Origin of the sequence: Bacillus cereus group sp. N8, from assembly GCF_016483685.1 — a bacterium.
In the GTDB taxonomy this organism is placed as follows: Bacteria; Bacillota; Bacilli; order Bacillales; family Bacillaceae_G; genus Bacillus_A; species Bacillus_A proteolyticus.
In genome coordinates this window covers 52,722-70,792 of record NZ_JAEHBK010000020.1, presented here as the reverse complement: position 1 = coordinate 70,792, position 18,071 = coordinate 52,722, and the positions used below count along the sequence as shown (strand labels likewise).

Below are 18,071 nucleotides of genomic sequence, written 5' to 3'. Positions count from 1 at the left end.
TATTCGTGACATAAAAACGCCCCCTTAGATAAACAGATTTTTATTTTTTATCTGTCTACCTAAGGGGGAGCATATCAGTTGAGGCGGGCTCTTTTTTATGATTCTTATATTCTTTCTTTCTCTTGAAAGTAAGTAATATTGTCTCTAAGCCACTTCCTCTCCGACATAAACAAGTTTCCACGTTTTTTGTACACTTTATCAAACGTCTTTAAAACTTCTTCATGATTAGCAAACTTATGTAAGAAACGAAGAGCGATGACGATCTCTGATTCATCAGTAGGCTCTACTTCATTTTTACGTCTTCTAGAAACAACCTTATTCACACGTTCACAAATTGGCTTAATCGCCATTTCATCTCCATATGTATAAATAGCTCGAATGGCCTCATATTTCACTATATCGTTTCTATCCTGTAAACCTTCCATATAAACTATCTGTAAATCCACTCCCCCTATTTTCGCTAAAACCTCAATGACGGTTGAACGAACATAAGCACTATCCCTATATAAAAGCCTTGTTAACGGAAGAATCGATTGATTTGTTCCAATCTCAAGCAACGTATAACAAATATTTGTAATCTCATCTTTATTTTCTTCAGTATCCAGCAACTTTAATAAAGCACTTTCTGCTTCTAACGATTTATATAACTTTAAGGAAGAAACTGCCCAAAAACGAACACTATCGTTTTTATGATAAATATACGGAATGATTTTATTTGTACTACTTACTTCTGGCAATCTATAAATATTACTAAGTAATTCACTTAATAGCGTCGGACTCTCTTCACATTCTAAACGAGCTACAAGATAATCAGCAATACAGATTTCTTTCGTATTGATAGCGAGTTTCGTCATTAAATAATAAATATCTTTCTTCATAGATACTTTTTTCACTTTTATTATCTTCTCCTGTAAATAAGGGAAAGTTAATAGATCATTTAGTTCTTTCGCCTCATCATACGCACGATGCCATATATCTGTCTCTTCATCACCCATCCGCCTTAATAAATCATCTATATACTCTTCCATCTCCTTCTCTCCCGTCCAAGTTAAATCTATCTCTTTGCATTCTATATACGATAGACTACTATTTCAACAAAAAGAAGAGGATGCCATAGCATCCTCTCCCCTTTCCTATTCCACACAAGTAAACTGTGTCCAAGCTCCTACATAATCTAGTAAGAACGCCTCTTCTTCAGCAATCGTACCGACAATATTTTTCCGTTCATCTATCGGCATTTCTTTCAAGATAATTTGTAGTTCACCTTTATACTTTCCGAATGAGTTGTTACCAATTACAACTTGCCCTCTTTCCTGTAGCACACTTTCGCGCATAGGGAAGTCATAGTCTTTATACTTTTTACGTACTTCTGTAGAACGTACCATATATTCTGTTATATCACCGCGTCTTACGTGTATTTCTTGCAGAGTCGCTCTCTTCTCTACTTCAGTCGCTTCATCTACAAATTGTACTTTCAGCTGCAACATGTAACGATTTAAGTTTCCTAGTTTCTCTAACTCTTCTTCACTCGCATAAGCATTTCCGATAATGACATCATCGATTAGCCCCGTTGCCCATAAATGCTTCGCTTGCACTTCGATTGGAAGATTACGATGCTCTTCTAATGTACATAATCCGTCATTAATATCCCATGGACCGATGTTAGCAGTATGTGATGTGATAAATGCTGCACTGCGAATACCATGCTTTTTAAAACGTTCACTACAGCGAATGAAATAATCATACGGAAGACCAGTGAATTTTTGCGGATAAAAATTATGGCAACCAATTAAAGCTACTTTATTCGCTTGATGCGAAAGGATATTTTCTAAATACGCAATATCATTACTTACGTTTAGCTCATTTTTTAAACCGTACGGGTTGTTCGTCATTTTCGCTTCTGTTAATCCGTCAAATCCTACATCTAAACGAATACCATCTGCACCTAACTCTGCAAAGAATGATAGATCACTATAGCTAATACCAAGCTGATCAAACACAGCTGGTGCTACGTCTAAAATGACTTCCATATTGTACTCTTTTGCATGATTAATAATTTCTTTAAATTCTGCTACAATTTCTTCTTTCGGACGATTCACAGACAATAAACAAGTGAATATTCTTGAAAAACCGTGACGTGCCGCTGCTGAAATATATGCCATATCTTTTTCTTTCGTTGAATGCTCTGGATAAAGAGAAATTCCTAATTTACGCTCCATGCTTTTGCATCTCCTTCACACGTTGTATTAATGCCATACTTGTAAATCTATATTTTGCAGATAAACATGTCGCACATAAAATCGTTGGTACGATGATAAAGTACGGTGATTGTAAACTAAATGCCACATAAGCTCCCATTGAACATCCGATAAATAATATCGACACAAGTAGTAAAACTAATAGCGATTTACTTTGTACCCATTTTGAATAATGCGCAATACACTGTCCGATAACAAATGTAATTAAGATGATAATTGCTCCGAGCATTCTGTTTTCTCCTCTCCTGCTAATTGTTGCTTCTCATACATTTTGAAGAATGGATAGTAAATAACGAATGAGATAACAAAGTTAACAAGTACAAGTACACCAGCCATAATTGTCCAGTCCGTACTAATAATAGCTGCAATTGGTGCTAACATCGTAAACGGCAGCTTCACCATCATCATCGGAATCATACCTGAAACAACTGCGAAGTATGATACCGTCGTAGTAACTAACGGTGTAATAACGAATGGAATAATTAAGATCGGGTTCATTACAATTGGTGCCCCGAAAATAATTGGTTCGTTAATATTGAATAATCCTGGTACGAATGATAATCTACCTAACTCTTTTAAGAACTTAGATTTAGAGAACATAAACATAATTACTAAAGCTAATGTTGAGCCTGATCCACCAATCCATACGAACCATTGAATAAATTGCTCTGTAAATAAGTTTGGTAACTGATGTGCATTTCCTGTAGCTGTGAACACTTCCATATTTTCAAGAATTGCTGAATCCCACATCGGACGAATAATTGGTCCTAAAATCGCAGGGCCATGTATACCGAATGACCAGAAGAACACGATTAAGAATACTGTTAATAAACCACCGAATAAATTATTTCCTACTAATACTGATTTTAATGGTGCGATTAAGTATGTGATTGTTGTATTTACATCAAATTTCAAACCGTAACGAATACCCCAGAATAAAAGAATAACTACTAGAGTTGGAATTAATGCTGCAAACGAGTTTGCAACTGCTGGTGGTACACTATCTGGTAATTTAATCGAGATATTATGCTTAATCATAAAGTGATAAATTTCTACTGCAATTAATGCTGTAACAATTGCTCCGAATAAAGAAGTTGCACTTAATGTTCCTACTGAAATATATCTACCTGCATCAATAACACCTGGTACAGCTTTTGTTATTTGAATTGGTTCAACTGATGCTAGTAAAAAGGCGAGTACAGATAATAATCCTGCACTTAATTGATTGAGCTGATAAAAGTTCGCGAGTGAAGCCCCTACCCCAAACGCTGCGTATAACGCCATTAAACCTACTGTAAATCGGAATGGAATATCTAAAATATGACGAAACGGTGCAATCCACTCCATATATGCGTCAATCGGTAAATTTAAAAAGATAACGAAAAATGATCCGACAATCGTTAACGGTAACGTAGAAATAACTCCGTTTCGAATTGCTAATAAATGTCGTTGCCCCGCAATCTTTTGCGTTGTCGGCATAATCTTCTGTTCCATAAAACTCATAAAACCATTCATCGATAACCCTCCCTATGTTCAATGTGGCAAAATCAAAAAGTTATAACATTATAATGTTTATATTTAAAAAAATATAATTACGCTAAAACTAATTGTTCTGCTTGCTTAAGTACTTTCAAACCATCACACATGCCATAATCTCGTTGTTCTATAATTGCAACCGGTATATCGTATGACTTCGCAAGAAACTCTACTGCTGGAAACAAATACTTCACTTGTGGTCCGATTAAAACAACATCAGCATTTTTTATTTCCAGTTTCACAAGTTCTGAATCGACTGCTTTAATTTTATAATCCTTCCCTTGTTTCTTTGCCTCTTCTTGCATTTTTCTTACAACCATACTCGTTGACATACCTGCCGCGCAACATAATAAAATGTACATATTACACTGTCACTTTCTCTTCCACTCGTTTATGAAGAGTAATAAATTCCTCAGCAAGTTCCTTCACTGTAATTGCATTCATTAAATGATCTTGTGCATGCACTAACAGTAAACTGATTTCTGCATGATTTCCTCTCGCTTCTTCTTGAATTAAGTCTGTTTGAATACGATGAGCCGCTGTAATTTCTTCACTAGCAAGTGTCATTTTTTCACTCGCATTCTCAAAATCTCCTTGTCTTGCAAAAGCAATTGCTTCAAGCGCCGCGCTTCTCGCGTTGCCACCATGTAAAATTAACGCAAATGGAGTTTGCATATCAGTCATTTAAAATTCCCCCAAGCTATGTTTTTTCTATATTTTTATCTTATTATGAAAACGCATACAATTAAACATAAAAAACTTCCGTTGTGTAACGGAAGTTTTTATATACTTTTCTTATAAAGATAATAATATCTATTGGAATTCTGCAATTACTTCAGCCTGAGTTAATTTCTCTATCGTATTTTGACTAGACATAATATCGTATAAAAAATCATATAGCTTTTGTAAATCTTCATTATTATTACGCTTTACACTAAATAAAATAATAACTTGTACTTTCTTATCTCCCCAGTCCATCGCTTTATCAAGTGTACAAAACATCAAAAATGTTTTCTCACTTAATAACTGCATTGGATGCGGAATCGCAACTAAATTTCCAACCGCTGTCGGAGATGTATTCTCTCTTTCCATAACAGAATCATAAAAGTTTGCAGGTACATAACCTTTCAAAGCAGCTTTCTCACATAAAAACTGAATAACCTCTTCTTTTGTAGAGGTACTACGATTTAAGAAGATCAAATCTTCCTTAATATATTGCTGCACACTAGTATTCACATGCGTAAATAACTGCTGACCAATCGATTTAATCTCTTTATCATCAAATATTGAATTCACTTTTATAACTGGCACAGGCAAACCACTCGGTATATGAATCGTACTAATAATACAATCTATTTTATCTTTGTAAAGTTCTTCTACCTTCAATTGATAATAGCCTGTAATCCCTACAATCTCTAATTTATCTCGGAACTGTGATAGAATTTTATATTTCAATAGCTGTGCACTCCCTTGGCCAGTTGCACAAACTAATAAGCATCTTTTCTTTTGATTCTTTTCTTGCAAACGACTCATCGCTCCACCGAAGTGAATAGCAATATAACCAATTTCACTTTCCGGAATCGACTCACCCGTATATTCACCAATTATGTCTCCAACAAGAACCGCAATTTCAAAGGCATATGGATAATTCTTTTTCACTTCTGCCAAAAGAGGATTTCTCGTATTTAATTTATATTTCAAACGGTTTAATAATGTTTTTAAATGAACACCAAACCCAAATAATAATTCCTCATCATAATAAAAAGTAAGATTCCGTTCTTCTGCCACCTTGAAAAGAATATGTTGCATGAATGCATATACATCTTTTCCTACTAACTCTTCTACATTTTCATAGTGATTTCTCGCTGTAACAGCTGTACTTAATAAATGCATCGTCACATATAAAATTTCTTCTTCTGGAAATTGAAGTTCCAGCTCTTCCTCTAAATTTCCTAAAATCTGTTTCGCAATTTTATATTCTTTCTTTATTACAAGTTCAGATTTCTCTACATGCAGTGATTGAATGTAATGATCATCCCTGCATCGCTTTAACGCAATCGCAATATGAATTGATAAATTATCAATTTCTATATCTGATAAATATATCGTTCCTCCCTCGATATACTTTAGTATAACTGAGCGGATGAGAGGAATATGAGGTAACGATAAATATGTATCAGTCTGCTCAAATTGCTCATGAAACGGGGTATGGTCATAACGTGGTAAACCATATTGTGATAAACAAGAACGAATATTAAATTCCTCTCCCACAATACGCATACCATAATATGGTCTTTTTTCAATTTGTAACTCATAGCGACTACAAATATCCGTAACATCTTTCATAATTAAATTTACAGTTGATTTACTCACATAAATCTCTTCTGCTAACTGTGAAAGCTTCACATATCCCTCTGTCGTTAAAATGCGTTGTAAAATGTACGCTACTCTTTCTTCATAAGAAGTGGGAATCTTTTCTGTCTGTTTTTGAAATACATTTACGCAAAACTCTTCAAATTTCTTCGCTTGTATAACTTCTAGTTCGTACCCATTTCCCCTTTGGGATTCAATTTTCGCTCCATGTTCTTCCAATATATCATTTAATAATTTTATATCCTTTTGAATCGTCTTCGTGGATACATGTAAACGGCTCGCTAAAAAAGCTCGATTTAACATCGATTTCTCTTCTAAAAACTCCTCTAAAATAGAAATTAATCGCTGATGCACTTTTGTCATAGCTCTTCCTCTCGCTCTTTATATAAAAGGGAAAAAGCCACTGAAATCAGTAGTTTTTTCCCTTTTATCCCGATTAGTGAATGCTAATAATCAGTGGGGATGAACTACATTCCCACTGATTAAAGATTCACTTTATCCCGCTCTCATTATTTCTTTAGTGTAAATCCAAATTTATCCCATGCTTGTAAATAATCTAATAAGAAAATTTCTTCCTCTACAATTCGGCCAACTACATTTGTTTTTCCTGTATTCATCATATCTTTTAAAGCAATTTGTAATTCACCTTTATATTGACCATACTGTTCATTATCAATTAAAAGATCACCGCGCTTAATTTCGCGCGTATTATGCGGTTTGAACTCTTCTTTTTTATATTTCACACGACTTTGTGTAGAGCGAATCATATATTCAGATACATCTCCGCGATAAAAATGTGGTTCGTCTAACACAATAATTCTTTCTAATTCTGTTGTTGTATCATATAGTCCTATATCAAATGTTTGTTTCTCTTTATTTAATGCACCTAGTGCTTGTAATTCTTCTTCTGAAGCATAAGCGTTCGCAATAATAACATCATCAATTAATTCTGTCGCAAATAGATGCTTCGCCTGTGTTGTCATCGGTAATTCACGGTGCTGCTCTAACGTACATAAGCCTTCCGTTACTGGCCAAGGTCCATATGTTGCATCAAATGATGAAATAAAAGCAGCCGTTCTCATACCGTAATCTTTAAATTGTTTCGAGCATTTAATGAAATGATCGTATGATAATCCTGAATAACGATGTGGATAGAAATTATGACAACCAATTAAATTTTCACGATTTGGTCTATGACTCATAATGTTATCTACATACTTAGTACCGTTACTCATATTAATCTCAATTTTTAAGCCATATGGATTGTACGTCATAATTGATTCTTCTAAACCTGAGAACCCAACATCTAAACGAATACCATAAGCACCTAGTTCATGGAAGAACGATAAATCGTTATACGAAATACCTAGTTGTTCAAACACAGCTGGACTAATATCAACTAATACTTGGAACCCTAATGCATTTGCATGAGAGATCGTTTCCTTAAACTCTTCTATAATTTTCTCTTTTTCGCCATCTACAGATAATAAACATGTGAATACACGTGTAAATCCGTATTTACTTGCTAATGTTACATACTCCTTATCTTTCTCTACTGTCGAATGTTCTGGATAAATAGAAATACCTAATCGTCTCATATGTACACGCCTCTTTCTTCATCATATTGTAAACCTTTTCAAATATATGTAGCGAAAAAGTATGTATCCCCTTCTCTTCCACTACAATTTGAATCCGCTTTCTTTAAAGAAAAAACAATTTCTATCATTCATAACAACTACTAGTCTATACATCTATACTTTACATCTTTTTTTCATAATTGTGTAGCTTTTACACAAATTTGTCAGTTTTTTACCTAAAAAATTGTTATCCGTTTTCAAGACACCTTCCTTGACTGTTATGTTGACCAATACATATACTCGAAAGAACAGAGAAAACTTTTATATAGGGGATGAATATATGGGAGAAGCAATACTCGTAAAACGAGAACCGTTATGGACGAAAGAGTTTGTTGCACTAATTCTAGCAAACTTATGTATGTTTTTAGGGTTTCAAATGTTAATTCCAACTTTACCTGTTTATGTGAAAGAAATTGGTGGCACAAGTTCCAATATCGGATTTGTTGTCGGTATGTTTACCGTTGCGGCACTTTTTGTTAGACCGCTAACTGGAAACGCCTTGCAAAAATTCAATAAAAAAATCATTTTAATGATCGGTACCGCGATTTGTTTACTCGCTATGGGCAGTTATCTTTTCGCTTCAACCGTTTTCCTATTGCTTGCCGTTCGTATTTTACACGGAGCTGGCTTTGGTATTACAACGACTACATATGGAACTGTCGTTTCAGACTTAATTCCGCAAGCTCGCCGCGGTGAAGGCATGGGTTATTTCGGTCTTTCTGGAACTATTGCTATGGCGCTCGGTCCGCTTATCGGACTTTGGCTTATGCAAACATATAACTTCACGATTCTTTTTTTATGTGCACTTTCATGCACAATAGTTTCATTAATATTAACGAAACTACTTCAAATCAAAAAATCGCCGCAACCACCACAGCAAACATCTGGTACCTTTCTCGATGGATTTATTGAGCGCAAAGCTTTACTTCCTTCATTATTAATATTATGTATTACATTAATGTACGGGGGAATTGGGAGCTTTATCACATTATTTGCTACGGAAGTCGGGATTGCTGACATTAGTCTCTTCTTTTTATTTAATGCGCTTTCAATCACTGTAACCCGACCGTTTTCTGGAAAATTATATGATGCGAAAGGTCATACATTTATCATCATTCCAGGAGTTATTATTACGTTTACAGGTATTATCTTGCTGTCGTATACAACTACAATTCCGAGCTTAATTATTGCCGCAGCGTGTTATGGAAGTGGTTTCGGTGCAATCCAACCAGCACTACAAGCGTGGATGATTGACCGAGTAGCACCACACAGACGAGGAGTAGCAACAGCAACATTCTTCTCAGCATTTGATCTTGGAATTGGTGCTGGAGCGATTATTTTTGGGTTCATTGCACACTTTACAAACTATGCAACTGTATATCGTTATTCTTCCCTATTACTCATCGCATTCCTTTTCATTTACATCACAAGCTTACGGAAACAAAAACAGGGAGATAAAACAAACGAAAAAGCCGCCGGGTAATGTTAACTGATTCTTTTTCAAAGTACTTGGACTAAAAAAATCATATATACACAAATGCAAAAAGCAGTGGATTCCTAAGAAAAATCACACTGCTTTTTGCATTGTATTGAAAGGTGAACCGCTGTTCTATTTATTCATATTGTTCGTATGATATTAATATATAGAACGAATTGGAGGAAATGTTGATGAAAGCAGTAGTTTACACAAAATACGGTCCCCCGGACGTTCTTCAACTAACCGAGGTAGAAAAACCTAGTCCTAAAGAAAACGAAATCCTTGTAAAAATAAAAGCGACAACCGTAACAGCAGGAGATATTCGTTCAAGAAGTTTTACAGTTCCCTCTTCTGTTTGGCTACCCGCTCGAATTGCACTTGGCTTTAAGCAACCGAAAAAACAAATATTAGGAATGGAATTGGCTGGTGAAGTTGAATCGGTAGGAAAAGACGTCACACGATTTAAAAAAGGAGACCAAATTTTCGCAGCTACCCAAGTCAATTTCGGTTCTTATGCTGAATATATTTGTCTACCTGAAGATGGAGCAGTATGCATGAAGCCTTCCAATATATCCTATGAAGAAGCTGCATCCGTCCCAATTGGAGCACGTACAGCCTTGTTCTTCCTTAAGAAAGCCAACATTCAATGTGGTCAAAACATTCTTATTTACGGAGCTTCTGGAAGTGTCGGAAGTTATGCAGTACAAATCTCTAAATATTTCGGCGCAACAGTTACTGGAGTATGCAGTAGCACCAATTTAGAGTTAGTCAAATCTCTAGGAGCTGACGAAGTAATTGATTACACCGCAAAAAATTTTTCTACTACAGACGAAACTTATGATGTTATCTTTGAAGCAGTAAATAAGAGCTCCTTTTCAGATTGTATTAAAATCTTAAAAGAAGATGGTACTTATATAAATATAGTCGAACCGTTACCGAGTGCTCAAATGCTATGGACGAAATTGACAAGTCGCAAGAAACTAATATTAAGTCAAAACGCACCTGAAACTTCCGAAGCACTAGAGTTTCTTAAAGAACTTGTAGAGAACAATAAGATGAAAGTGGTCATTGATAGACAATATACTTTTGAGGAAATTGTTGAAGCCCACATATATGTTGAAGAAGGACACAAGAAGGGAAATGTCGTCATAAACGTGAAACATAACGACCACTCCTAATAAAAGAAGAACAGGGCAAATTCATATGCGAATTGCTCTTTTTTATTGTTGTAAGTAATTCAATCTTTTTTCACTTTCATTATACATTCATTTCAAACCTCCCCATTTCCCTACATATTTTTCTATCTTTAATCAAAAAATATGCAAAGAACCATTATTATAAATAAGGAGAAACTTTACTTAGCGCATCCAATTTGGATAGTTTACCTCTCCTATTTTTACTATCCACAAATAGTGTGATAAATGTGACTTCTTTACAAATCAATCAGATGTATCAGCTGAAAAACCAATTAAATCCAGCTGTTTCTTTAAAGAATTGTAAACTTTTCACCCCTTTGTAAATTTAGTGTAAATTTTACTGATAAACCGTTTACAGTGTCTCAAGGTTTAGTTAATAATTACATCGTACATGAAATTTAAGGAGTGGAATGCGTGGAATATAATATTCAAGATATGATCTTCCAGTTCATTGGTGGATTAGGTATTTTCTTATTCGGGATTAAATACATGGGCGATGGACTGCAACAAGCAGCTGGAGATCGTCTTCGCGATATTCTAGATCGCTTTACAACAAACCCACTTATGGGTGTACTAGCAGGTATGTTAGTTACAGTATTAATCCAATCAAGTTCAGGAACAACCGCTTTAACAGTCGGACTTGTAAGTGCCGGATTTATGACATTAAGACAAGCAATTGGTGTTATTATGGGTGCAAACATTGGAACGACAGTTACTGCATTTATTATCGGGATTAAAATCGGAGAATACGCTCTTCCAATTATGGCAATTGGGGCTATCTTACTATTCTTCTTTAAAAATAAAAAAGTACATTCTTTAGGTCAAGTTATATTCGGTTTTGGTATGTTATTCTTCGGTTTAGAATTAATGAGTGCAGGTATGAAGCCTCTTCGCTCTTTAGAATCATTCCAAGAATTAACGGTTAGCATGAGTGATAACCCAATTTTAGGAGTCATTGTTGGTACAGTCTTCACTTTAGTTGTACAAAGTTCAAGTGCAACAATCGGTATTTTGCAAGAACTATTCGGTCAAGGTGCAATCGATTTAAAAGCTGCTCTTCCTGTATTATTTGGTGATAACATCGGTACAACAATTACAGCTGTATTAGCAGCAATTGGTACTTCTATTGCAGCAAGACGTGCAGCATTAGTTCACGTTATCTTTAATATCGTCGGTACAATTATCTTTACGATTTTATTAGTACCATTTACAAATTTAATTCAATATTTCCAAACATCATTAAACTTAAATCCAGAAATGACGATCGCATTTGCCCACGGAACATTTAACATAACAAATGCAATTATTCAATTCCCATTCATCGCTGTATTAGCATGGATTGTAACAAAACTTATTCGTGGCGAAGATTCTGCTATTGATTTCAAACCGCAACATTTAAATCCAATCTTTATTGAACAATCTCCTGCTATCGCACTAACAGAAGCGCAAAAAGAAATTGTGCGCATGGCTGAGTTCTCATTACATGGATTAAAAGAAGCAAACCAATTTTTAAATACACAAGATAAAAAACACGCTAACATGGCTACTCAATTAGAAGGAGCTATTAACAATTTAGATAAAAAAATTACCGAGTATTTAGTTTTACTATCAGAAAAACCACTTTCACCTACAGACTCTGAAAAACATTCAGTTTTAGCAGGTGTTGTTGGAGATATTGAACGTGTCGGTGATCATGTAGAAAACCTGGTAGAACTTGTAGATTTCCAAATTTCAAACCGCGTTTCACTATCAGATGAAGCACTAGCTGAATTAAATGAAATGCTTGAATTAACAATTTCAACATTACAAGATGCAATCAATGCTTTAACAAACTTTGACACTGAACTAGCTCAAACTGTTATTGCAAAAGAACGTAAAATTGACCAAATGGAACGTGTTCTTCGTAAACGTCACGTATTACGTCTGAACGAACGTAGCTGTTCAGGTGATGCAAGTATCATCTTCGTTGATATGGTAAGTAACTTAGAGCGTATCGGTGATCACGCTGTAAATATCGCTGATGGTGTTTTAGGTGAACAAGGAAAAATCAATTTAAAACAATCATTATAATGGGAAAAGAGACGCTCAAATAAGCGTCTCTTTTTTATTTCATATTTACAATCGTTCTTCCTTTTAACTTTCCTTGCAGTATAAGTGCAAACTTCTCATCTAATTCTTCTAATGTACATTCTTCTGTATAAGATAATAGCTCTAAGTTTTTCCAATCGGTCGCTAACAATGCCCACACTTCTCTTCTCATGTCTACTGGACATTGCACTGAGTCTATTCCTAAAAGGCTAATACCTCGTAATATGAATGGGTATACCGTTGTATTTAACTCCTGCCCCGCTACATTACCACACGTCGTGACACAACCGTCATACTGTAGTGATTTTAAAGCTGTTTCTAACATCCTTCCGCCTACAGTATCGACAACCCCAGCGTATATTCCTTTAAGCATCGGTCTTCCTGATTCATCACTCAATTCCGCGCGGTGAATCATCTTTTTTGCACCTAAACGTAGCAACATCTCTTTCTCTTCTCTTTTTCCCGTTGCCCCTACTATGTTATATCCTAACTTCCCTAAAATGCTAACTGCTACACTGCCTACTCCGCCCGTAGCACCAGTTACTAAAATATCTCCCATACTAGGCGTAATTCCCGCTCTAATGAGCTTATATACCGATAAGGCAGCTGTAAAACCGGCTGTCCCATACATCATACTTTCCTTCAAAGACATTTCTTTTGGTAAAGGAACAACCCAAGATGATGGCACGCGAATATATTCTCCGAAACCACCAGAAGTATTCATACCTAAATCATATCCAGTTACAATAACTTGGTCGCCTTCCTGAAAGACGTTATTTTCACTGCTAACTACCTCTCCCGCTGCATCGATGCCTGGTGTATGAGGGTATGTTCTCGTTACACCTTTGTTACCAGTAGCTGAAAGGGCATCTTTATAATTTAATGAAGAGTAATGAACCCGTATTAGCACATCTCCTTCAGGCAAACTACTTACTTCTCTCTCAACAAGCTTTCTTTCAAATTGATTATTTTCTTTTTCGTTCACGACAATTGCTCGGAATGATGTATGATTCATTATGCTCTCTCCTTCATCCGTAAAATCTTTCTTTATTATATAAGAAAGATATATACAGCTAATCACATCTTCTTGGCTATATTTCAACAAATCTTACTTCTCTATCACTTTCTCATAATACATATTTTCATTTCTACTAAAACAACTTATACTTATTCTACATCTCAAAAATAAAATATAGAAATCTGACTTTTTATAAATAAATTGAATTTTTACGAAATGTAAATGATTTGTAATGTTTTTTTTCGCTAAATTTCATTATAATAAGTGGATATGAGTGTCGTATTTCAATCCAAATGAAGGAGTACAGGAAATGGAGCAAAACCCATCTTTGCAAGAAAATACACGCAATAACCCGAAAAAAAGTAAGAAAAAAACAAAAATTATTATAAGCGCTATTCTATTCTTTTTAATAGTAGGCGGCGGTTATACTTGGTTTTTAGCAAATAAAGCATCTTCTGCTATTCGAAATGCCGCACACGATTTAGCGCGCGGTGATAAATCTGATTTACGTGATAAGGCTGTAAAACCTATTACAAACAATGTATCTGTCTTAATCATGGGTGTTGATGAAAGCGATGTCCGTGGGAAAGAATACGGTGAAGCTATAAGAACGGATGCACTATTACTTGCAACTTTTAATAAAGATAGCAAAACTGTTAAACTATTAAGTATTCCACGTGACACATATACTTATATTCCAGTAGAAAAGAAAAAAGATAAAATTACACACGCTCATGCATTCGGTTCTGCTAAAAACGGAAAAGATGGTGGACCACAAGCAAGCATTGATGCAGTTGAAAAATTAATGAATGTTCCTGTCGATTACTTTGTAAAATTCAACTTTAAATCATTTATAAAAATCGTCGATGACTTAGGCGGTATTGAAGTTGATGTACCAGTTGAATTTACTGAGCAAGATAGCAACGATAATGCTGAGGCAATTCACCTGCAAAAAGGTGTTCAAAAGTTAAATGGCGAAGAGGCTCTTGCTCTAGCTAGAACAAGGCACATTGATAGTGATGCGATGCGTGGTCAACGTCAGCAACTCGTTATCGAAGCCATTTTAAAGAAACTAACAAGCGTTGGATCCGTAACAAAAGTTGGTAATATCATTGATGATATTAACGGCCAATTCGTTACAAACTTAACATTCGACGATATGCTTTCATTCTATAAATATGGAGCAGATTCTTCAATTGAGAAATTACAAATTGAAGGTGAAGATTGTTACATGGCAAAAGGTGATGATACATGTAGTAAATCTCCTGGTGGTGGCCGAACTTACTACTACAATCCAGATAAAAAAGAATTGGCTAATGTTACAAACGAACTTCGTAGTCACCTTGGACTACCTGCATATACAAAATCTGATTCTGATTCTGATTCGAAAAAAACAAATTCAGAGAAAACGAAAGAATCTACATCCGATTCGAAAAAAACAAACTCAGAGAGAACGAAAGAATCTGACTCTGAGGATACAAACAAACATGAATCAAGTAACAATAAACATAATGATAATAGCAGTGAAGATACAGAAACATCGTCTAATAACAATGAATAAAGTGAAGCAGTGCTCTATGAAGGTAGAGAACTGCTTCTTTTTAATGCTTTTAAAATGAAAAATCAGAACTTTCCAACTATCTTTTTTAATATTTTTAAATTATAATAAATAATAGTAATCTATTCCAAATATCAGGGGGCTCACACACATGAAAGCTGCAGTAAAACATAACATTTCAGATTTTAAAGAGTACTTAAAATCAAACGATATATATATGGAAGAAAATATAGATGAAAATGATGGTTCTGTACATTTCTCAGTAGGACTAGAAACTGAAGCTGGCGCAAAAATTCAACTTATCGCTGCTTTCGACAACGAAAATCCTACTGTGGATATATACTGCTTCAATGTTGCTCACGTACCTGATTCAACAAATGACATTTTACACGTCATCAATGAATTAAATACATCTTACCGATTTGCAAAATTCACGCTAAATAAGCAAAATGCAATTGATATTTCAACATCTCTTGCATTCTCAGAACCAAACTTTAATCCAGCACTTGTCTTTGAACATACGAGAATGCTATATAAGTTAGCAAATGACGAATATAAAAACTTAATGAAAGTTATTTGGGCATAAGTAAAAGGATGGGCTGCAAGCAGCACCATCCTTTTTTATTCATATCATATCGATCCACATCTTTATGGCGGTGCCTACAATTAAAATAGACAATACATATTGTAAAACTTTTTGATTCACTCTCTTCCCTACTCTCACCCCAAGAGGAGCGGCAAATAAACTTGCTATCGCAACGATAAGGGCTGGAATAACAACTATTTGTCCAGTAATCACTTTCCCCGTCGTAATCCCTACCGAGGAAATAAATGTAATAGCGATAGATGTTGCTATTGTCGTACGTATTGGTAGTTTTAAAACAACTAGCATAATCGGGACTAAAAGAAATGCACCACCAGCCCCAATAATGCCGGAAACACTTCCTACAATAAACGCTAACATACTTGCTAACCATTTATTATAATTAACTGCTCTGCTATTATTTTTCTTCGGCACAAACATCATAATAGCCGCAATAGTAGCTAGTAATGTGTAAACAATGTTTACAGCATGCTCATTTAATAAATTCGCGCTAAAGCTACCTACAAAGCTTCCTATTAATATACTAGCTCCCATATACACAACTAAAGTTTTATCCATATCATTACTTTTCCTGTACGCCCACGCGCCTGCAAAAGTTGCAAAGAACACCTGAATCGCTGTAATACCACTCACTTCATGTGACGTATAGCCAGTAAATCCTAGCAATACTGGAATGTATAAGATCATCGGATAATTAATGATTGCACCGCCAATTCCAACCATCCCTGATATAAATGACCCTATAAACCCAATAATAAATAGTAGTACTGTTAAACTCATATTGTACCCCTCGCCTTCTAAAAAGAAGGTAATTTAAATAAATAAATTTACATTCCCATCCGAAGCATCTGCTAAATATGCTCCTACCCCAGCAAATTCTACCCCTTCCATAATCTCTTCCTCTTTTAACCCTAATAAATCTACTGTCATTTGACAAGCTACAAGTTTAATACCCTGTTCTTTCGCCAAATCAATTAAATCCGGCAAAGGCATGGCGTTATGTTTTTTCATAATACCTTTTATCATCTTTGGTCCCATACCAGCAAAATTCATTTTAGATAATCCCATTTTATCAGCACCGCGTGGCATCATTTTTCCAAAAACTTTTTCTATGAGAGTTTTCTTTACTTCCACATGTTCATCTTTCCTTAAGGCATTTAATCCCCAAAAAGTATGAAAAATAGTCACCTCTTGATCGTACGCCGCTGCACCATTTGCAATAATATAAGCTGCCATCGCTTTATCATAATCTCCACTAAATAAAACAATCGTCGTTTTCTTCTGTTGTTCCATGTTGTCCTCCTCCTAATTACCTGTGGGGGTATTTTGAAAGTTGTAAAAAGACTCAAATTATCTATCTACACCTAATACTACTTTCCCCTTCCAAGCTAACATACCACCTACCATATTTATCGCTCGAAAACCGTAACTCTCTAAAAACTGAACTGCTCTTGCACTTCTACCACCGGAGCGACAAACAATAATATATTCTTTATTTTTATCCAACTCATGCATTCGAAACTCTAGTAAGCCTAACCTAATATGAAGCACTCCTGGAATTTCCCCTTCCATCACTTCTTCCACTTCACGAACATCGATTATATCCATCTCTTCATTTCGTAACAATCTTTCCTCTACTTCTCTTGCTGTTATTTCTTTCATCTTGATATTCCTTTCCTTACAAAGCGTTCATACCACCTGAAACATTTATAATGCGCTGAAATCCTAATTTCTTTAATACTTTTGCTGCTTGCTTACTTCTCATCCCGCTCTGACAAATAACGATTACTTCCTTATGTTTATCTAATTGATTTGCCTTACTAACTAACTCATTTAGCGGGATATTCTGAAATCCTTTCATATGATTTCCTCTATATTCACCTACTGTACGAACATCGATGAATTGTTTCCCCTTTTTCCCCACTATACTCTTTAATTCTTTTCCATTTATATTTTGAACACCTTTCACCGGTAAAAAACGTGAAATAATAAACGATGCAGCAAGTACAATGAAAAGCGTACTTAATATTGTGTTCATATAACTCCCCCTCTACATTTATAAAATTATTTCTTTCTACGCCTTCTTAATCCAAAACTTCAGTACATCGCTTTCTTCTGCATGCTTTACGATGTCATGACCAGTTTTGTTTGCCCACGCTGGAATATCCTTAATTGACCCTTTATCCGTTACATGTACTTCTAACACTTCTCCAGATTGTAAAGTATCCATCGCTCTTTTCGTTCTTACAATCGGCATTGGACATGCTAAACCTTTCGCATCTAATACTTGTTTTACATTCATCATCTATTCCTCCAGTTTGTTATT

The 18,071-nt window shown here is 35.2% G+C and carries 19 protein-coding genes; 5 read left to right on the top strand and 14 right to left on the bottom strand.

Translation table 11 applies throughout. The annotated features are described in order from the left end of the window. Window positions 1-104 precede the first annotated feature (104 nt). The 8 genes from JDS80_RS22735 to JDS80_RS22700 all read right to left on the bottom strand — a co-directional run bounded on the left by JDS80_RS22735 (window position 105) and on the right by JDS80_RS22700 (window position 7,765). Window positions 105-1,028: a HEAT repeat domain-containing protein gene (locus JDS80_RS22735; RefSeq protein ID WP_199640029.1), complete on the bottom strand. Its 924-nt coding sequence runs from the start codon at window positions 1,026-1,028 to the stop codon at window positions 105-107. Window positions 1,029-1,133: 105 nt separating this feature from the next. Beyond that, window positions 1,134-2,219, bottom strand: coding sequence for a DUF871 domain-containing protein (locus tag JDS80_RS22730; protein ID WP_199640028.1), 1,086 nt, complete (start codon window positions 2,217-2,219; stop codon window positions 1,134-1,136). Continuing rightward, entirely contained in the window at window positions 2,209-2,487 is a 279-nt protein-coding gene (locus JDS80_RS22725; protein ID WP_071747815.1) for a hypothetical protein, read from the bottom strand. The genes JDS80_RS22730 and JDS80_RS22725 overlap by 11 nt, the downstream gene beginning before the upstream one ends. Further along, window positions 2,463-3,773, bottom strand: coding sequence for a PTS sugar transporter subunit IIC (locus JDS80_RS22720; protein WP_199640027.1), 1,311 nt, complete (start codon window positions 3,771-3,773; stop codon window positions 2,463-2,465). Before JDS80_RS22720 ends, JDS80_RS22725 begins: the two co-directional genes overlap by 25 nt. A 77-nt stretch (window positions 3,774-3,850) precedes the next feature. Then, complete coding sequence (locus tag JDS80_RS22715) at window positions 3,851-4,156, bottom strand: PTS sugar transporter subunit IIB (RefSeq protein ID WP_002087440.1); 306 nt, start codon at window positions 4,154-4,156, stop codon at window positions 3,851-3,853. A 1-nt stretch (window position 4,157) separates the two neighbouring features. Beyond that, on the bottom strand, window positions 4,158-4,478 hold the full coding sequence (locus JDS80_RS22710; RefSeq protein ID WP_071747813.1) for a PTS lactose/cellobiose transporter subunit IIA: 321 nt from the start codon (window positions 4,476-4,478) through the stop codon (window positions 4,158-4,160). A 129-nt stretch (window positions 4,479-4,607) separates the two neighbouring features. Next, window positions 4,608-6,530: a BglG family transcription antiterminator gene (locus JDS80_RS22705; RefSeq protein ID WP_199640026.1), complete on the bottom strand. Its 1,923-nt coding sequence runs from the start codon at window positions 6,528-6,530 to the stop codon at window positions 4,608-4,610. A gap of 146 nt (window positions 6,531-6,676) precedes the next feature. Continuing rightward, window positions 6,677-7,765 carry a DUF871 domain-containing protein gene (locus JDS80_RS22700; RefSeq protein ID WP_071747811.1) on the bottom strand — a complete coding sequence of 363 codons (1,089 nt, stop codon included), beginning with the start codon at window positions 7,763-7,765 and terminating at the stop codon, window positions 6,677-6,679. Between the two features lie 319 nt (window positions 7,766-8,084). Here JDS80_RS22700 and JDS80_RS22695 point away from each other — a divergent pair, with 319 nt between their 5' ends. The 3 genes from JDS80_RS22695 (at window position 8,085) to JDS80_RS22685 (ending at window position 12,547) form a co-directional block, all read left to right on the top strand. After that, window positions 8,085-9,287 carry an MFS transporter gene (locus JDS80_RS22695; protein WP_199640025.1) on the top strand — a complete coding sequence of 401 codons (1,203 nt, stop codon included), beginning with the start codon at window positions 8,085-8,087 and terminating at the stop codon, window positions 9,285-9,287. 185 nt (window positions 9,288-9,472) lie between these two features. Next, window positions 9,473-10,459, top strand: coding sequence for an NAD(P)-dependent alcohol dehydrogenase (locus tag JDS80_RS22690; RefSeq protein ID WP_199640024.1), 987 nt, complete (start codon window positions 9,473-9,475; stop codon window positions 10,457-10,459). 432 nt (window positions 10,460-10,891) lie between these two features. Continuing rightward, complete coding sequence (locus JDS80_RS22685) at window positions 10,892-12,547, top strand: Na/Pi cotransporter family protein (protein WP_071771167.1); 1,656 nt, start codon at window positions 10,892-10,894, stop codon at window positions 12,545-12,547. Window positions 12,548-12,581: 34 nt separating this feature from the next. On the opposite strand, the gene JDS80_RS22680 is transcribed toward JDS80_RS22685, so the two are convergent. After that, window positions 12,582-13,580, bottom strand: coding sequence for a YhdH/YhfP family quinone oxidoreductase (locus tag JDS80_RS22680; RefSeq protein WP_199640023.1), 999 nt, complete (start codon window positions 13,578-13,580; stop codon window positions 12,582-12,584). Window positions 13,581-13,857: 277 nt separating this feature from the next. Between JDS80_RS22680 and JDS80_RS22675 the strand changes: the two genes are divergently transcribed. Together JDS80_RS22675 and JDS80_RS22670 are read left to right on the top strand one after the other, a co-directional pair. Continuing rightward, complete coding sequence (locus JDS80_RS22675; protein ID WP_142347493.1) at window positions 13,858-15,144, top strand: LCP family glycopolymer transferase; 1,287 nt, start codon at window positions 13,858-13,860, stop codon at window positions 15,142-15,144. Window positions 15,145-15,292: 148 nt separating this feature from the next. Further along, window positions 15,293-15,727 (top strand): YbjN domain-containing protein, encoded by a 435-nt coding sequence (locus JDS80_RS22670; protein ID WP_071747805.1) that lies wholly within the window; start codon window positions 15,293-15,295, stop codon window positions 15,725-15,727. A gap of 39 nt (window positions 15,728-15,766) precedes the next feature. On the opposite strand, the gene JDS80_RS22665 is transcribed toward JDS80_RS22670, so the two are convergent. Genes JDS80_RS22665 through JDS80_RS22645 form a run of 5 tightly spaced genes read right to left on the bottom strand, consistent with a single transcriptional unit; the run spans window position 15,767 to window position 18,050 of the window. Further along, the gene (locus JDS80_RS22665) at window positions 15,767-16,525 is read right to left on the bottom strand and encodes a sulfite exporter TauE/SafE family protein (protein ID WP_071747804.1); all 759 of its coding nucleotides are present in this window, start codon (window positions 16,523-16,525) and stop codon (window positions 15,767-15,769) included. Window positions 16,526-16,558: 33 nt separating this feature from the next. Next, entirely contained in the window at window positions 16,559-17,038 is a 480-nt protein-coding gene (locus tag JDS80_RS22660) for a DsrE/DsrF/DrsH-like family protein (protein ID WP_071771170.1), read from the bottom strand. A gap of 57 nt (window positions 17,039-17,095) precedes the next feature. After that, window positions 17,096-17,407, bottom strand: a complete 312-nt coding sequence (locus JDS80_RS22655) for a rhodanese-like domain-containing protein (protein ID WP_098889258.1) — start codon at window positions 17,405-17,407, stop codon at window positions 17,096-17,098. 16 nt (window positions 17,408-17,423) lie between these two features. After that, complete coding sequence (locus tag JDS80_RS22650) at window positions 17,424-17,783, bottom strand: rhodanese-like domain-containing protein (RefSeq protein ID WP_142347492.1); 360 nt, start codon at window positions 17,781-17,783, stop codon at window positions 17,424-17,426. Window positions 17,784-17,819: 36 nt separating this feature from the next. Then, window positions 17,820-18,050 (bottom strand): sulfurtransferase TusA family protein, encoded by a 231-nt coding sequence (locus JDS80_RS22645; RefSeq protein ID WP_071747801.1) that lies wholly within the window; start codon window positions 18,048-18,050, stop codon window positions 17,820-17,822. Between the last annotated feature and the right edge of the window lie 21 nt (window positions 18,051-18,071).

What these genes read in the sequence shown, in the direction of transcription:
- JDS80_RS22695 (WP_199640025.1), top strand. Translation starts at nt 8,085, where the DNA reads ATGGGAGAAGCAATACTCGTAAAACGAGAACCGTTATGGACGAAAGAG.
- JDS80_RS22655 (WP_098889258.1), bottom strand. Translation starts at nt 17,407, where the DNA reads ATGAAAGAAATAACAGCAAGAGAAGTAGAGGAAAGATTGTTACGAAAT.
- JDS80_RS22715 (WP_002087440.1), bottom strand. Translation starts at nt 4,156, where the DNA reads ATGTACATTTTATTATGTTGCGCGGCAGGTATGTCAACGAGTATGGTT.
- JDS80_RS22725 (WP_071747815.1), bottom strand. Translation starts at nt 2,487, where the DNA reads ATGCTCGGAGCAATTATCATCTTAATTACATTTGTTATCGGACAGTGT.
- JDS80_RS22705 (WP_199640026.1), bottom strand. Translation starts at nt 6,530, where the DNA reads ATGACAAAAGTGCATCAGCGATTAATTTCTATTTTAGAGGAGTTTTTA.
- JDS80_RS22735 (WP_199640029.1), bottom strand. Translation starts at nt 1,028, where the DNA reads ATGGAAGAGTATATAGATGATTTATTAAGGCGGATGGGTGATGAAGAG.
- JDS80_RS22665 (WP_071747804.1), bottom strand. Translation starts at nt 16,525, where the DNA reads ATGAGTTTAACAGTACTACTATTTATTATTGGGTTTATAGGGTCATTT.
- JDS80_RS22710 (WP_071747813.1), bottom strand. Translation starts at nt 4,478, where the DNA reads ATGACTGATATGCAAACTCCATTTGCGTTAATTTTACATGGTGGCAAC.
- JDS80_RS22670 (WP_071747805.1), top strand. Translation starts at nt 15,293, where the DNA reads ATGAAAGCTGCAGTAAAACATAACATTTCAGATTTTAAAGAGTACTTA.
- JDS80_RS22650 (WP_142347492.1), bottom strand. Translation starts at nt 17,783, where the DNA reads ATGAACACAATATTAAGTACGCTTTTCATTGTACTTGCTGCATCGTTT.
- JDS80_RS22700 (WP_071747811.1), bottom strand. Translation starts at nt 7,765, where the DNA reads ATGAGACGATTAGGTATTTCTATTTATCCAGAACATTCGACAGTAGAG.
- JDS80_RS22690 (WP_199640024.1), top strand. Translation starts at nt 9,473, where the DNA reads ATGAAAGCAGTAGTTTACACAAAATACGGTCCCCCGGACGTTCTTCAA.
- JDS80_RS22680 (WP_199640023.1), bottom strand. Translation starts at nt 13,580, where the DNA reads ATGAATCATACATCATTCCGAGCAATTGTCGTGAACGAAAAAGAAAAT.
- JDS80_RS22645 (WP_071747801.1), bottom strand. Translation starts at nt 18,050, where the DNA reads ATGATGAATGTAAAACAAGTATTAGATGCGAAAGGTTTAGCATGTCCA.
- JDS80_RS22730 (WP_199640028.1), bottom strand. Translation starts at nt 2,219, where the DNA reads ATGGAGCGTAAATTAGGAATTTCTCTTTATCCAGAGCATTCAACGAAA.
- JDS80_RS22660 (WP_071771170.1), bottom strand. Translation starts at nt 17,038, where the DNA reads ATGGAACAACAGAAGAAAACGACGATTGTTTTATTTAGTGGAGATTAT.
- JDS80_RS22720 (WP_199640027.1), bottom strand. Translation starts at nt 3,773, where the DNA reads ATGAATGGTTTTATGAGTTTTATGGAACAGAAGATTATGCCGACAACG.